The organism is Paraburkholderia sp. FW306-02-B, assembly GCF_058782725.1.
Genome location: NZ_JBYSXZ010000002.1, coordinates 1 through 14,081, shown reverse-complemented (window position 1 = coordinate 14,081; position 14,081 = coordinate 1). Strand labels below are relative to the sequence as shown.

The 14,081-nt window shown below is 60.9% G+C and carries 15 protein-coding genes; 8 read left to right on the top strand and 7 right to left on the bottom strand.

The features are described 5' to 3' along the window. Positions 1 to 122 precede the first annotated feature (122 nt). From AC3WOG_RS20940 to AC3WOG_RS20930, 3 genes are all read left to right on the top strand, one after another. Positions 123 to 434 (top strand): hypothetical protein, encoded by a 312-nt coding sequence (locus AC3WOG_RS20940; RefSeq protein ID WP_492579878.1) that lies wholly within the window; start codon positions 123 to 125, stop codon positions 432 to 434. Positions 435 to 565: 131 nt separating this feature from the next. Beyond that, positions 566 to 2,848 (top strand): hybrid sensor histidine kinase/response regulator, encoded by a 2,283-nt coding sequence (locus tag AC3WOG_RS20935; RefSeq protein ID WP_492579877.1) that lies wholly within the window; start codon positions 566 to 568, stop codon positions 2,846 to 2,848. 200 nt (positions 2,849 to 3,048) lie between these two features. After that, a complete protein-coding gene (locus AC3WOG_RS20930; RefSeq protein ID WP_492579876.1) occupies positions 3,049 to 4,056 on the top strand; it encodes a hypothetical protein in 1,008 nt (335 codons plus the stop codon). Positions 4,057 to 4,142: 86 nt separating this feature from the next. On the opposite strand, the gene AC3WOG_RS20925 is transcribed toward AC3WOG_RS20930, so the two are convergent. The 4 genes from AC3WOG_RS20925 to AC3WOG_RS20910 all read right to left on the bottom strand — a co-directional run bounded on the left by AC3WOG_RS20925 (position 4,143) and on the right by AC3WOG_RS20910 (position 6,361). Continuing rightward, on the bottom strand, positions 4,143 to 4,697 hold the full coding sequence (locus AC3WOG_RS20925) for an NADPH-dependent FMN reductase (protein ID WP_492579875.1): 555 nt from the start codon (positions 4,695 to 4,697) through the stop codon (positions 4,143 to 4,145). A 433-nt stretch (positions 4,698 to 5,130) separates the two neighbouring features. Further along, positions 5,131 to 5,400, bottom strand: coding sequence for a DUF6723 family protein (locus tag AC3WOG_RS20920; protein WP_492579874.1), 270 nt, complete (start codon positions 5,398 to 5,400; stop codon positions 5,131 to 5,133). Between the two features lie 11 nt (positions 5,401 to 5,411). Beyond that, positions 5,412 to 5,696, bottom strand: coding sequence for a hypothetical protein (locus tag AC3WOG_RS20915; RefSeq protein ID WP_492579873.1), 285 nt, complete (start codon positions 5,694 to 5,696; stop codon positions 5,412 to 5,414). A gap of 533 nt (positions 5,697 to 6,229) precedes the next feature. Beyond that, positions 6,230 to 6,361 (bottom strand): hypothetical protein, encoded by a 132-nt coding sequence (locus AC3WOG_RS20910; protein ID WP_492579872.1) that lies wholly within the window; start codon positions 6,359 to 6,361, stop codon positions 6,230 to 6,232. 449 nt (positions 6,362 to 6,810) lie between these two features. On the opposite strand from AC3WOG_RS20910, the gene AC3WOG_RS20905 reads away from it, so the two are divergent. Beyond that, the gene (locus tag AC3WOG_RS20905; protein ID WP_492579871.1) at positions 6,811 to 7,419 is read left to right on the top strand and encodes an RNA polymerase factor sigma-70; all 609 of its coding nucleotides are present in this window, start codon (positions 6,811 to 6,813) and stop codon (positions 7,417 to 7,419) included. Then, positions 7,406 to 7,609 carry a zf-HC2 domain-containing protein gene (locus tag AC3WOG_RS20900; protein ID WP_492579870.1) on the top strand — a complete coding sequence of 68 codons (204 nt, stop codon included), beginning with the start codon at positions 7,406 to 7,408 and terminating at the stop codon, positions 7,607 to 7,609. Before AC3WOG_RS20905 ends, AC3WOG_RS20900 begins: the two co-directional genes overlap by 14 nt. Positions 7,610 to 7,658: 49 nt before the next feature. Here AC3WOG_RS20900 and AC3WOG_RS20895 read toward each other — a convergent pair whose 3' ends face one another. Beyond that, on the bottom strand, positions 7,659 to 7,949 hold the full coding sequence (locus tag AC3WOG_RS20895) for a DUF1272 domain-containing protein (RefSeq protein ID WP_492579869.1): 291 nt from the start codon (positions 7,947 to 7,949) through the stop codon (positions 7,659 to 7,661). 385 nt (positions 7,950 to 8,334) lie between these two features. On the opposite strand from AC3WOG_RS20895, the gene AC3WOG_RS20890 reads away from it, so the two are divergent. Continuing rightward, on the top strand, positions 8,335 to 9,318 hold the full coding sequence (locus AC3WOG_RS20890) for a sulfonate ABC transporter substrate-binding protein (RefSeq protein WP_492579868.1): 984 nt from the start codon (positions 8,335 to 8,337) through the stop codon (positions 9,316 to 9,318). A gap of 18 nt (positions 9,319 to 9,336) precedes the next feature. Here AC3WOG_RS20890 and arsC read toward each other — a convergent pair whose 3' ends face one another. After that, complete coding sequence (arsC, locus tag AC3WOG_RS20885) at positions 9,337 to 9,696, bottom strand: arsenate reductase (glutaredoxin) (protein ID WP_492579867.1); 360 nt, start codon at positions 9,694 to 9,696, stop codon at positions 9,337 to 9,339. A 1,240-nt stretch (positions 9,697 to 10,936) separates the two neighbouring features. Here arsC and parA point away from each other — a divergent pair. Both parA and AC3WOG_RS20875 read left to right on the top strand, forming a co-directional pair. After that, positions 10,937 to 11,599 carry a ParA family partition ATPase gene (gene parA / locus AC3WOG_RS20880; protein WP_492579866.1) on the top strand — a complete coding sequence of 221 codons (663 nt, stop codon included), beginning with the start codon at positions 10,937 to 10,939 and terminating at the stop codon, positions 11,597 to 11,599. A gap of 24 nt (positions 11,600 to 11,623) precedes the next feature. Further along, the gene (locus AC3WOG_RS20875) at positions 11,624 to 12,679 is read left to right on the top strand and encodes a ParB/RepB/Spo0J family partition protein (protein ID WP_492579865.1); all 1,056 of its coding nucleotides are present in this window, start codon (positions 11,624 to 11,626) and stop codon (positions 12,677 to 12,679) included. Between the two features lie 52 nt (positions 12,680 to 12,731). Here AC3WOG_RS20875 and AC3WOG_RS20870 read toward each other — a convergent pair. After that, positions 12,732 to 14,081: replication initiation protein (locus tag AC3WOG_RS20870; RefSeq protein ID WP_341317286.1), on the bottom strand; the 1,350-nt coding region annotated here is incomplete at its 5' end.

Here is a 14,081-nt window from a genome sequence, read left to right as displayed (position 1 = left end):
TTGCGGACGGCCGGGGAGCGCGCGCCGCGAGGCGCTTATGGTGGAACCGCAGGGCACGCATGAATGCGTGCGCGCACGATGGACGACGGCTATGACCGGCATGTTCGAAGCCTACCCCGTAGATGAATCTGCGCGGCTTCGTGGATCGGGCTGGTCCTCTTGCCGCGCGCGTGATTCCGCAAACGCCGTCCGTCACGCGTTGTGCGCGTTGTCTGGCGGCCCTCGCGGCAAATGTGTCCGAACATGGCGAACGCATTATTTATCGTGGCGTCGATTTTCGAAGTAATTGCGCGGAAAGGCAACACGCCAATTTAGCCTACACTAATCAGATTTCCCCATTTAATGCTATTTTTGAAAATATTTTATTAGGTCTCGGCAGCTTTCTTTTGCCTTTATACTTTTGTGTACGTTTGCGCTTGTCGATTCGTCGCTGATTCAGAAGGCAGACAAATCTGTACAGCCATTAGCCGTAGCAACGACTCGCGTCGCCACGAGTCTATGCTTCTCATATGATGATGCCGGCTTCCAGTTTTTTCGTCTTGAACGACCGTAGCGTTAATCGAAAATGACACCTGACCGGTTCGACCCGCCTCAAGCGAACCGCCTTTCCGCTAACCGGCAGGACAAGGCGTTATTCCCAGCCGTGCCGGAACAGAATTTCCACGTCCGGCGCATAACGCTGATCGCGTTGCTGATCGCAGCGATCGTCCTGCCATGCGTGTACGTGGCGGCGATGGCGTTGAACGATCTGCGCGCGCGCGAGGCCGACGCCACCGACATGACGCTGCGCACGGTGCGGGTCGCCGAAGAACACGCGCTGAAGGTGTTCGACATGAACGAGACGCTAGATTCGCGCATTGTCGATCTCACGCAAGGACTCGACGACAACGGCATTCGCGCCGGCGAATCCGCCATTCACGACAAGCTGCGCACGATGGGCGGCGGTTATCCGCAGGTGGCCGCCGTGTCGATCTTCGGTCGCGACGGCGATTTGCTCGCCAGCAGCCGTTTCTATCCGGCGCCGCCGATGTCGATTGCCGAGCGTGAAGATTTCACCGGGATTCGCGGCGGCAAGGACATCGAACACGTGTCGAAGGTGATGACGGGGCACGTTGCCGGTGAACAGGTGTTCAACATGGGCGTCGAGCGGCGCACCGCCGACGGCGCGTTCGCCGGGGTCGTGTCGGTCGCGCTGCGGCCCAGCTATTTCAGCGCGTTCTACCGCGAGCTGCTAGGCGGCAGCGACGACACGCCGATGACCATGAGCCTGATCCGCACCGACGGCGCGATCCTCGCGCACTATCCGCGCAGTCCGCGCGAGCCGGTGACAGTGTCGCCGCAGTCACCGCTCGCCCAGGCGCTGGCGCAAGTGCGGCGGGCCGGCGTCGTGAGGATGCGCTCGGACATCGACGGCGACAATCTGATCCTCGCATACCGGCGCGTAGGCGCTTATCCGGTGTACGTGTCGTGCGGCTATCGCGCTTCGGCGATCTGGGCCGGCTGGTACCGGCATCTCAGCGTTCTGATCCTGTCGATGTTTACGCCGTCGGTCGTGCTGTGGTGCGTGATCTGGTTGTCGCTGCGGCGCCTCGGCGCCGAAGAGGAGGCGTGGGAGCGCTGGCAGGCTGAGGCGTCGATGCGCCGCTCGATCGAATCCGCGTATCGTCAGTCGCGCAAGATGGAGGCGCTCGGCAATCTGGTCGGCAGCGTCGCGCACGACTTCAACAATCTGCTGATGATCGTGTCGGCCAACGTGCAGATCGCGCGGCGGCGCGGCGCGCCGGGGCTCGACCGTGAGCTGTCGGCCATCGAGCGGGCGCTCAAGAGCGGCCAATCGCTCACGCGGCAATTGCTCGGCGTCGCACGTAAGCAGCCGTTGAGAAACGAGACACTTGCCCTCGAGCGCTGGCTGCCGGCGTGCCGCGAATTGCTGCGCGCGTCGCTCGGCGCGAAGATTTCGCTGGTGATGGATATCGGCGTCGAAATCTGGCCGATGCGCGTCGACGTGGCCGAGCTCGAACTGGCGCTGATCAACATCGCCGTGAACGCGCGCGACGCGATGCCCAACGGCGGCCGCTTCACCGTGCGGGCCACCAATATCAATTTCCGTCACGAGGACGGCTTTCCGCTCACCGGTGACTTCGTGCAGTTGTCGCTCGAAGACACCGGCGGCGGCATGCCGCCTGACGTGCTCGCGCGCGCCTTCGAGCCGCTTTTCACGACCAAGCCGAAAGGCATGGGCACGGGTCTCGGGCTGCCGCAGGTGTTTGCCTTCTGCGAGCGCTCGGGTGGCCTCGCGGCGATCGACAGCGCGATCGGCGCGGGTACGTCGGTGCGCCTCTATCTGCCGCGCGCCGCCACGGCGCCTGAGGCTGAACGGCCGGCTGAACCGGGCGTCGAAGAAACCGGCGCGCCGCACGGTCTGCGCATTCTGCTGGTCGAGGATAACGACGAAGTCGCCGCCGGCACCGAAGCCTTGCTGCAGATGATGGGTCACCAGGTCACCTGGGTCTTCAATGCCGACACCGCGCTGCGCCTGTTCGACGACGCCCACGCGAAGCAGGCCCGCACCGGCGAGCCGCTGCCGTTCGATCTGGTGCTGTCCGACATTCACATGCCCGGCACGATGAACGGCATCGATCTGGCTGAAGCGGTGCAGGCGTTCGATACCAGGCTGCCGGTCATTCTGGTCACCGGCTACGCGGAAGAACTCGACCGCGCGCGGCATGTGGACGTGCGCGTGCTGTCCAAACCCTTCGATATCGCATTGCTCGACAAGCTCCTGCAAACGATCCAGCGCAATCTGGCGCAGTCGGGTACGCACCCGGCGGCTCACCCGGCTAATTAAGGCTCTTCAGAGATGACCACGATTTACCGGAAATTGTAAAAACGCAGCGGCCGCAACCGGCGACACGCCACGTTTTTTGCCTTCCAAACGGGCGCGCACGGGCATTGGACAGTTCCGGCACGAACGTTGCAGCACGGTTAGGGAAGGAGAGCGGCGCGTGCCCGCGCTGTCCACTCCGCTCAAGACGTCGGGAGACTGCCATGCGACACACCGTGATTGGTTTATTCGACACCTATTCACAAGCGGAAGCCGCCCGTGACACGCTTGTGCAAACCGGTTTTGCACGCGAAACGATCGAGTTGCAGGCGAACCCGGAACCCTCCGTCGGCTCGGCAACCGATGAAGTCGCCAGCGCGGGTGTGCTGGCCAACATCGAACGCTTTCTGGCCAACCTGTTTGCCAGCGGCCCGCGCGCGTCCGAAACGGCCCGCTATGCCGAGGCCGTGCGCCGCGGCGCCGTGCTGGTGTGCGTGAACGCGGCGAGCGAATCGCATGCGGAACTCGCTCGCAATACCTTGAGGAGACTGGGCGCTACCGACATCGGCGAGCGCTCGCCCGACGGGGACACGCCGCCGAGCCGTGACCATTCCATCCTCGACGAACTGGGCATTGGCGCGATGACAGTGGGCACGCCTCGCACATCGAGCGTCACCACGCCGGGCGCAACCACCCGGCCCGCGACGCAGGCCGATCCGCAGTATTCACCGCCGCCCGTGGACGCCGGCGCCGGCACGGCCAAACCTTTTACGCCGCCACCGCGGGCTGAGCGGCCGGTCACCGATCCGGTGAACGAGCCCATATCCGATCCGCTGGTCGGCGATGCGGGACGCAGCGCGATTGCCGCCGGTAGCATGCCGGGTTCGGGCGCCATCATGCAGCCGTCAGAGGTCGTTCCCGAAGCGCGCCAGCCAACCGCCGGCATGGGCGAGCAGATTCCGAACGAGTATCTGGAATACGAAGAAGATTTCCGCAGCCACTACGACGAGGAGTACGCGACCGACAATTCGCGTTTCGAGGATTACGTGCCGGCCTATCGCTACGGCGCGGACATCGCCCGAGACACGCGTTATCGCGACAGGCCGTGGGACGATGTCGAACCGGAAGCCCGGCGCCATTGGGAAACCACCTCACCGGAGAGCACGTGGGAGCGTTTCAAGCTCGCCGTGCGTCACGGCTGGGAACGTGTGACGAGGCATCACCACGTATAAACGGGGGAGCGGCAGCGTCGGCGTGCCGTCAGGTTGCGGCAACGCCGGCGCTTTTCGTTTACCCAATCGCTTTCGCGGCAACGCCGTCAGGCGGCGGTATGCAACTTGACCCACGCGACGTAGCGCTCGACGAATGTCTGCAGGAACTTGCGCGTGCCGTCGTTCAGGATCTCGCCTTTCTCGTTGATGACCGCCGCGTCGTGCTTGATGAACACTTCGGGCTGGCCGAGCGTGGCGACATCGAGATACGCCAGCACATTACGCAGATGCTGTTGCGCCAGCGCCGTGCCGGTCGCGCCGAGGGACGTGCCGATCACCGCGCCGGGCTTGTTGGCCCATGAATTGGTGCCCCACGGACGCGAGCCCCAGTCGATTGCGTTCTTCAGTACACCAGGCATGGAGCGGTTGTATTCGGGGGTGACGAACAGCAGGCCATCGGCAGCTTCAACGCGCTGCTTCAACTGTTTCGCGACTTCGGGATAGTCGGCGTCGTATTCCTGGCTGTAAAGCGGCAATGAACCGATGTCGATAAATTCGAAGGTGAAGTCGGCGGGCGCGAGCGAAATCACGGCGTGAGCCAACTGACGGTTGAAGGACTCGCGGCGCAGACTGCCGACGACGACTGCAATGTGATGGGCCATGTCTCGTTCCTTGGGTGTGAGGCGCTTGACGCGCGAAAAGGGTCCGAACTGACAATCATAGGCAAAAGCCGGACGAGATGACGGCCGCGGCGACAAAACCGCCGGCGATCGGGAAAACGGGGAGCAAACGATGGCAGTTGCAGTTAGTGGATAACCCGGTAGCAGCCAAAGTTATCCACAGTTTCACTGAATAACCTTGTGGATAAGTAGTACTTTTGCCTTGTCAATCAAGCCTGCTTCCGGTGTATGACGAATTGAGGCAAATGGACGTTCTACTTTGCCTGCCCGGATGCAAATCGACACGTCTGGCATAAACGGCTGATGGCGGCCGCCGGTGCGCTGCATGGCAAACGGCGTGCCACGCGAGACGCCAAGGCCGATGGTCTGGCGTCTGGAAACCGTCCGCGCTCAGCCGGCGCGAGCGGTCATCCGGTCATTCCGGCACGGCGATGTCGCCATCCACAAGCTGCCAGCCGTAGGTCTCGGCGAACACCTGGGCGGCGTCGGCGTTGTCGAAAAAAGGCATGTCCGCGTGGCCCTGGAACGGGTAAATCACCCGCTCGTCGCTCAAACGGATGACCTTCAGCGTCGGTACGGTGCCGCTCGACGTACGGCGCGACGAGACCACAACCTGATAGTTCGCGCGGCCCGTGAGGGTTGGGGGATCCGCGCGCTGCGAGCGCCTGGAAACGAGACTTGCCATCGATGCGCTCATCAGAGTCCGGCAATCGACTGGCCTGCAACCATGCCGTCGATCACGCGCTCCGCATATCTGGCTGACGCAATGCGCGCGTCGCCGGCCGCACCAAATGGCGAACGGCTCGGCACGCGAAACACACGGCTGCTGGTCAATGTATCGTCGGTGCCGCGTCGGCAGATTCGCACGGCTGCGTCAAAGCCCGCATCGTAGTGACGGGCGCCGTCAAGGCTGCGCGGTTGATGTGGATAAACCAGCGGATAAATCTCAAGGCCCCGGTAACTTCTGATCGTGTTGCTCATGGTGGTCGTCTCCGGTGAAGGCTTTTCGCGTAAAACGTGTCGCTGTGGCTTCGGCTGAAGCAGGGCGAATTACGCCGTTTCTGCGAAAAAAATGCTGATCGACGATGCGCGCAAAGAGCGGCCGCTTCAAGGAAGCCGAGCCGACGACACCGCAAAGCTGAGTAGAAGGAAAGGACCCTGTTCAAACCAGGGCGCTGTGACGAGAGACTTTTTTGCGTCTGGGACTGCGCAGGACACGCAGGAGAACTGCAAGCTGTTGGCTCACTGTAACACGTAAGTTGAGCGAGCATTAGACGCATTTGGCCGCCGGGCGCGGGCGTTGCTTCGTGGTGCCGCGTAAGGTGTACCGCTGGCTGGGAGCGGTGTCGCACAGGTCCGTTACAGCATTTGGCGGCATGCGCCGCACGCGCCGCAAATAGGTTGGCCGTGAATGCAAAAAAGGCGCCGTTGTCGGCGCCCTTCTTTTACTTCGTGAGTCCGTTTCGTTGGCAAGCTTTGCGCCGGAATTTCGTCCGACCGTGCCCGCCAGGCGATCAGTTACCGAAGAACACGTTGCAGTACGATGCCGGACCGCTGCATTGTGCCGGCGAGGCAGCTTGGGCCACGCCCGAAGCAGCGGCAAACAGAGCGACGGAAGCGATCAGGGCGGAAAGAATGCGTTTCATGGTGCTACTCCTCTTCAGCGTTTGGTTCGCGATCTGGTGCGATCGATGTAGTGAAGAATAGCGATTCAGCGTTCACCTAAAAACATCGAAGTCGAGAAGACATTTTTTCAGATAATGAAATAATTGATGTCCCGTGTGGCTAGGGATACGCATCCCCGTCAACTTCAGCCACAGCGCATATGCTTCAGGCCCCGGGTTAATCCCGAGGTTTTGCTTTCAATTTACGCAACAATGTATTTCGCTGTCATATAAGCCTTTCCGGCGCGACTAAAGTCATCGAGTCATCGCTTTCCGGCGGGCACATGTTCAATACCGATTCGCTTGCGCAGGAACGTGCGGGAGAATGGCGCACGAGTCCAAAAACAGCGCGAGGAAAGTCACCCGCTCATGAACCACAACAATTCAATAGAAGACGTGCGGCAGCCGTTGGCGCGCCGACGGAGCACGTCATGGCGCAGATAAGCGGGCTCGCGCTCGACGATCCCATCTATCTGACGCAGTTGCGGCGCGACCTGTTGCGCTTCGCCCGTTTGCAGCTGCGCGATGCCGCAGCCGCCGAAGACGCCGTGCAGGAAGCGCTGGCAGCCGCGTGGACGCAAGCGGACCGGTTCGCCGCGCAGTCGGAACACAAAACGTGGGTGTTCGGCATCCTGCGGCACAAGCTCGTCGATACCTTGCGCGCCCGGCAGCGCACGGTGAACCTGTCGGCGCTCGAATCCGAACTCGACGGCGAGGCGCTGCTCGACCGGGAGCTGTTCAAGGACAACGGCCACTGGTCGCGCGAGACCAAGCCGCAGCCGTGGCCGACGCCCGAAACCGCGCTGCGTCAGCAGCAGTTCTGGACCTTGTTTGAGATGTGCCTCGAACATCTGCCCGAACACATCGGGCGCGTGTTCATGATGCGCGAATTCCTCGATCTCGATACCGATGCCATCTGCGCGGAATTGCAGATGACCGCCAATCATTGCAGCGTGCTGATCTACCGGGCGCGGCTGCGCTTGCGCACTTGCCTGAGCGAAAAGGGCCTATCCAGAGAGGATGCGAATGGGGAAGTGTAAAAACATCACGCGCCTGCTGTCCGATGCGCTCGACCGTCGATTGACGACCCGCGAATGGGTCGCGATCCGGCTGCATCTGCCGACCTGCAGCGGCTGCCGGAACTACCGCAAACAGATCCGTCTGCTGCGGGTGGCCGCGCATGCGGCAAGCGGGATTGAAGCACCGGGCGCGGCCGGAGCCGATGATTGATGTGCGGCCAGAGTCTGCGCGTTAGCAGCGCGTCAACTAGGCGCCTCGCTTAGCGCTCGCCCGGCGGCGTGTTGCGGTAGCGGGCGAAGAAGTTCGCATGCGACGCTTCGTCAATGGCGACGGGATGCGGGTCAGTGCGAGCCGGATGCCTGGCGAGCTGCGCCCGCGTACGGATCGGCCGATGCTGGAAATTGCCGCCGCAGTTCGGACACACATTGCGCAGCGTGCTGAGCGCGCACACTTCGCAGAAGGTGCATTCGTAGGTGCAGATCATCGCGTCGGGCGCGTTCGGCGGCAGTGATTTGCCACACCCTTCGCAGGATGGTCTCAGTTCAAGCATGGTTCCTCCGCATCGACAGGAGAAAGCGAGCGCGTATGTCGCGTCAACCGCGCTTGCCGGATACGGAGCAGTGTAAGCGGCAAGCGCGATGCAGAATTGACAGCAGCGCGTCAATTCCTGCCACCACGCCCGCTCGTGCGCGCCGGCAATCGCGCCCAATGCCTATGCCGCGGTCGGGTCAACACCGTCCACATCACAAGCGTCAACGCGAGGCCGACGTGGCGCAGTGAAGCGGGTGGACGGCCGGAGTGGTAGCGCGCCATGACGGCTGCCGCCTCCGGCGTGATTTGCTTATGCGAATTTATCGGTTCGTCCAGGTTTGCAGACGGCTTATCGTCGGCGGCAATCGGTCCGTTTCGCGTCCGTCTTTTTAACGAGCACTGCTATGTCCCGTCATCCGCTGCTTACACGCCGCGCATTTATCGCCGGCGTGGGCGCCTCGCTGGCCGCCGCGGCCCTGCCCATCGTCTCCACCTCTGCCTTCGCCGCCGATGCGCATGCGAAGGAATTTCGCATTGGCTACCAGAAAGCGGCCAACACGCTGGTGCTGCTCAAGGCGCACGGCACGCTCGAAAAGCGGCTCGCGCCGCTCGGCATCACGGTCAAATGGACTGAGTTTCCCGCCGGGCCGCAGTTACTCGAAGGCTTGAACGTCGGCGCCATCGACTTCGGTTATGTCGGCGAGGCGCCGCCGGTATTCGCGCAAGCGGCCGGCGCGAACTTCGTCTACACCGCCTACGAAATCCCCACTCCGCACGCGGAGGGCCTCCTCGTGCATCAGGACGCACCGATCAAAACGCTCGCCGACCTGAAGGGCAAGAAAATCGCCTTCAACAAGGGTTCGGACGTTCAGTGGTTCCTGGTCGCGGCGTTGGAGAAGGCTGGCGTGAAGTACAGCGAAATCCAGCCGATCCATCTGGCGCCCGCCGACGCGCGCGCGGCCTTCGAGCGCGGCGCGATCGACGCATGGGCCATCTGGGATCCGTTCCTCGAAGCGGCGAAACGGCAATCGAACGCGCGCCTGCTCACCGACGGCGAAGGTATCGTGAATCACCATCAGTTCTTTCTGAGCGCACGGCCGTTCGCGCAGCAAAACGGCGATGTGCTCGCTATCGTGATGGACGAAGCCGGAAAAGAAGGCGCCTGGGTGCGCGGCCATTACAGCGAAGCAGCCGCGCAGCTTGCGCCGATTCAGGGCCTCGAAGCAGGCGTGATCGAGGCCGGATTACGGCACTACGCGCACATCTACAAACCAATCGACGCGAACGTGCTCGCCGAGCAGCAGCGTATCGCCGACACGTTCAACGAACTGCGCATCATCCCGACGAAGATCGTTACGAAGGACGCTGTATTGGCTGCGAAGGCCTAGATCATTTCGTTTGGACGGTCAGGCAAACAGCGCTTCGACATTCTCTGGCGGGCGGCCGATCACGGCCCGCCCGTTTCGCACGACGATCGGGCGTTGCAAAAGGACCGGATGCTTGGCCAATGCTTCGTATAACTGAGCGTCACTCAGAGTGAGATCGGAGAGCTGAAGTTCTTTGTACTCGGCTTCTGTGTCCCTGATCATCTCGCGGACCGTACAACCTAGCTGCACGTTGAGTTGCTTCAGTTGCGCAATTGTTAGCGGCTGCTTCAGGTATTCGACGATTTCTGTCGGTTCGTTTGTGCTGTTGTAGGTGCTTGCGATCAGCTCGCAGGCGGCACGCGATTTTGAACAGCGCGGGTTGTGGTAAATGGTGATCATGGTGGTGTTTGCGGTCGCGGTTGCTGGGTGTTTTTTCGTGGTGGATTTTAGCGGCTGTGAGCGGTGAGGTGGTCTTTGATGAGATCCGGTTTGTCGATGGGTTGCGCGTGATTGATCGCTGGTGGGAAGCGCTCTCCGGGTCCGGCGAGTATGAGGGGTTCAGCAAGGCCAGTCCCTGCGCTAGCGATAGACCCGGATCGCTGCTTCAAACTTGCCGCTATATTTTCTGTTCTATTTATTGTTCTTACTCCAGTGCGAACGGCGCGGTTTGGATGACGCTTCGTTGAGTCGCGCCCAGAACAACGTAGCTCGTCGGCGGTGGGGGGCTTCGGTGCCAGTCGATGGAATCTGATGTTGCCGGAAAGCATAGGGTGACACGGCGTGGGGCGGCCTGTTCAGTAGCGAACTGTGAAAGGCAAGCTGCATTGGCGGTCACCATCTGATCGATAGTTCTCTCCGGGCTTAGGACCTCGACAATGCGGGTGCCAGACCCAGCGGCGATGCTTCGCATTGTTTGCTCGTTAATGATTGAGCGTATAGAAAGCGGATTGTCTTGCTGAACGCGAGCATGGGACGGAACACCACCGGGTGCCTGCTCTTCGCGCCCGGTGACGGAGTGAAAGCGAGTGGTAGTGCATGAGAGCGTGCACGAGAGGCGATGTAGAACCGCCCGCTCGCGCTGCTGCGAGAAGCATATCGCTTTATGCGCATAAAGCGCGGACCTGTCGCGGGAGCCTCTCGATTGGCGCGCACCCGGTCGCACATGCCGGCATTTCTCAGGCCGTTGAAACGGGCCTGCTCGGTAAGCACGAGTGGAGCGGCCTCGTTGCGACCATCACCAAATCGTCGAATACGGTTGCCGCCGAGACGAGGTATCGATCCGGCGCGTCAAGACACCGCTGCGCGGCCTCGCACGTAATCGGTTTCGGGAAGCACGTTTATGCGCATAAAGATCGGCCCGTTATCCGATCGAAGCCCCCAATCCAAAACACCACGAGCATCCGAGTCCCCCGGACTGAGTCTAGCCGACTTGAGAACGAACACGTTCGGAATATTCCGAAATGGCGTGCGCCGCTCATCTCGTCCAACGTCGCCTCACAGTGTCCGCGCTGCGTCCTCCAACGTTTATGCGCATAAACCTATCCCGAATGGCTATTTCTTCGCGTGTTTACACAAAATCGATTGAAATACGAATTCATCCAGGTAAAATCCATCTGCGTCTAAAAAGAGGAGGTGAAGATTGGCAGCAGAAATCATCGCGGTAACTCAGCAGAAAGGCGGTGTCGGGAAGAGCACTATCGCGATGCACCTCGGCGCTGCGTTCCATGAGAAAGGCAAACGCGTCCTCGTCGTGGACGCAGATGGTCAAAACACACTGATCCATTGGGCCAGTGCCTCATCCGATGGCGAATCCGGCATCCCGTTTCCAGTCGTCAACCTCTCCGAAGCCGGCAGCCAAATCCATCGCGAGATCAAGAAGTTCGTCGCTGATTACGACATCATCGTAGTCGACTGCCCGCCCTCCATCACCGAGAAAGTGTCCGGCGTTGTGTTGCTCGCAGCGAGCGTCGCCGTTATCCCGACCTCATCCTCGCCCGCTGACTATTGGTCAAGCGTCGGTCTGGTCAAACTTGTCCAGCAAGCCCAGCTCATGAACGAAGATCTGCGCGCAGTCTTTCTGCTCAATAAGACCGAAGAGAAGCGGATGCTGACGCGTGAACTGAAGCGCGCGTTGGAAGAACTCGGATTCCCGTTACTCAAAACCCAGATCCCAACCCGCGAAGCGTACAAGCAGGCAATGGCGTTAGGGCAAACAGTACTTCAGATGAACGATCGCGGCGCCAAGCTCGCCGGCATCGAAATCCGGGCGTGCGCCAACGAAATCGCCGCCCTGCTTCCGTGAATTTATGCGCATAAAGGACCCTGAATGAAACCCTCCCAATTCGCCAAAGGCTTTCAAGCACGTCCTGATACGACCAGCAGCGAAAAGCGAACCGCTCTCGACCGCCTGAATGCCATCGACGGTTTGGTTAAGAATGGCCCCACGAGTAACAATGCGCCGGGCCGTATGAACCAGCCTGTGATGCCGCAAGTCGTCGCGGAAATCGAATCGGCTGACACCGCCAATGAATCGTCGGCCTATCGCGCGTGGCGCATCGAGCACGGCTACCGGCCGGGCCAGGTCATCGATCTCGCGCTCAAAACGATCAAGCCGAGTCCGTTTAATCCCCGGCATTTCTATCTGAAGTCGTCGATTGCCGAGCTTGCCGTCAATCTGGCCAAGCAGGGGCAGCAACAGGCCATTCACGTCATTCCGGATTACGACAATCCCGGCACGTACTTCGTCAGCGACGGCGGCCGGCGTGTTCGAGCGCTGAAAGAAGCGAACAAGGAATCGGTGAAGGCGATCGTTATCGATCTGCCGATCGGCATCCAAAGCTATAAGCTCGGCTACGACCTCAACGTCCAGCGCGATTCGCAGACGGTATTCGATAACGCCGTCGTGTGGAAACGCTTTCTGGAGGATCGGCATTTCCAGAGCCAGAAGGAGCTCGCCGAACACCTTGGACTAGACGAGTCGACCGTTGCCGTCGCCTTGTCGATTGCGAAGCTGCCCGAAGTGGTGATGCATGAGATGGTCGCGAGACCTGACCGGTTCGGCTCGAACATGGCCTATCAGGTAGGCCGCTATCACACCGCCCGCGGCGCCGATGCGACGCTGCGCCTGATCAACAAAATCCTTTCGGATGATCTGAGCACGAGGCAAGTCGCCGACATCGTGAAGGGCAGGGCAAGCGCGCAGGAAAGCACGAAACCGGCGGGCCGGCAGCGCTATGCGCAGCGTCTGGAAATCAAGCTCGGCGGTGTTTCGGTCGGCGATCTGAAATCGTATGGCGACGATCGAATCGAACTCCGCCTGAAGGGTCTCTCACGCGAAAAGCGCGACGACATTCTTCGTCAGATCGAACAGATGTTGAAATAAGAGAAGAGCAAGTTACGGCGGCGTTGAAGCGTGGCCGCCGTCCTGCTGCAAGTTACGCCGCGCGCGATTGGCTCAGCGTGAAGGCGAGCAGGTCGCCATCGGTGGGCTCACCCCACGTCTTGCGAGCCAGCCAATCGAAGAACGCCGTTTCGACAATCTTCGAATCCAGTCCGCGCCGACGCCAGTCGTCCCGCATGTGCGTGCCGAGCCCCGGCAATTCGTCTTCTTCAAACGACTGCCGGGCGATCTCCCGCTCAGACTCACCTTGTTCGTCGTAAAGCTCGCGCGCTTCCTTGCGGCGATACGCCGAGTACTCGCCAAGCAGACGGGCTTTCAGATCGTCAGCCGGCGCAGCGACCGCCGCCTTGCCACCGCCAATGGACGGCACCGCTTCGACCGGTGGCGCATAGCCTTTCTTCAACGCATCTTTGAACAGTGCAGGCGCGCTGCGCACAGGCGGCAAGGACGTGCTGCGCATGCGTTGCTCAGTCATTTGCAAAGCTGCGCGAATACGATTTTCTTCGCTATCGGCGTACAGCGTTTGCGCTTCCTTCAACGGAATGCCGATCTTCACCATACGGTCGACCAGCGTGCTGTCGAACACGTTCGGATGTTCGTCGAGCGCGAGCATCGGCTGCTTGCGCTCCGTCACGCGGAACTGGATCTCGGCGACTCGCCGTCCTTCCCGATGCTCGATCAACTCGACAAAGATATTGGTGACGGCGTTCACTTCGGCGATTGCCGGACGCAGATAATCGCGCTTGAAATACTTGTACTCGCGTTTCGCTTCGTCGCCGGCTTCCGTGTCAGGCGTGCCTGAGAGGATAGGGCGCCACCACTCCCACGTTTCGCGCATCGTCAGATGACTCGGGTTCGTCAGGTAGCGCACGCAGATTTCGTAGAGCGCAAGGCCCGCGCTGCTGCGCAGCTGGCTCTGGAACTGCAGACTTAAGCGTGCGTACTGGACTGGATCGAGCAGCTTCTTCTTGATCTTCGGCGCAAACGAGAACTCGACCCACACGCGGCGGGTGGTGGGGTCTTCGAGAATTTCAGCGTCAGCGATCAGCGTGGAGATACCCCATTTGCGGCCTGGCTTCTGGCTCGACGTACCGGTACTCCACTCGACCTGCACCGACACCATGCGCCGCAAGTGTTCCTTCACGAGCGCGGTGTCATTCGAATCGAACGCAGAATTGGCGACGATGTCCGACAGCAATGCCCGATAGGTGTCGCCGGACTCGTCCGCTTGCTGAGCGACGGCGAGGAGCACGTTGAACAGCTTACGGGTGAGGAGTGTTATTTTGCCGCTCTTGGGCTGGATGGCGATCGCCTCGACGGCTTTTCGCAATTCGGCCGAACTCGGGCTCACAACATCGGTCTTCTTCGCGCGCTTCGTGGCCAT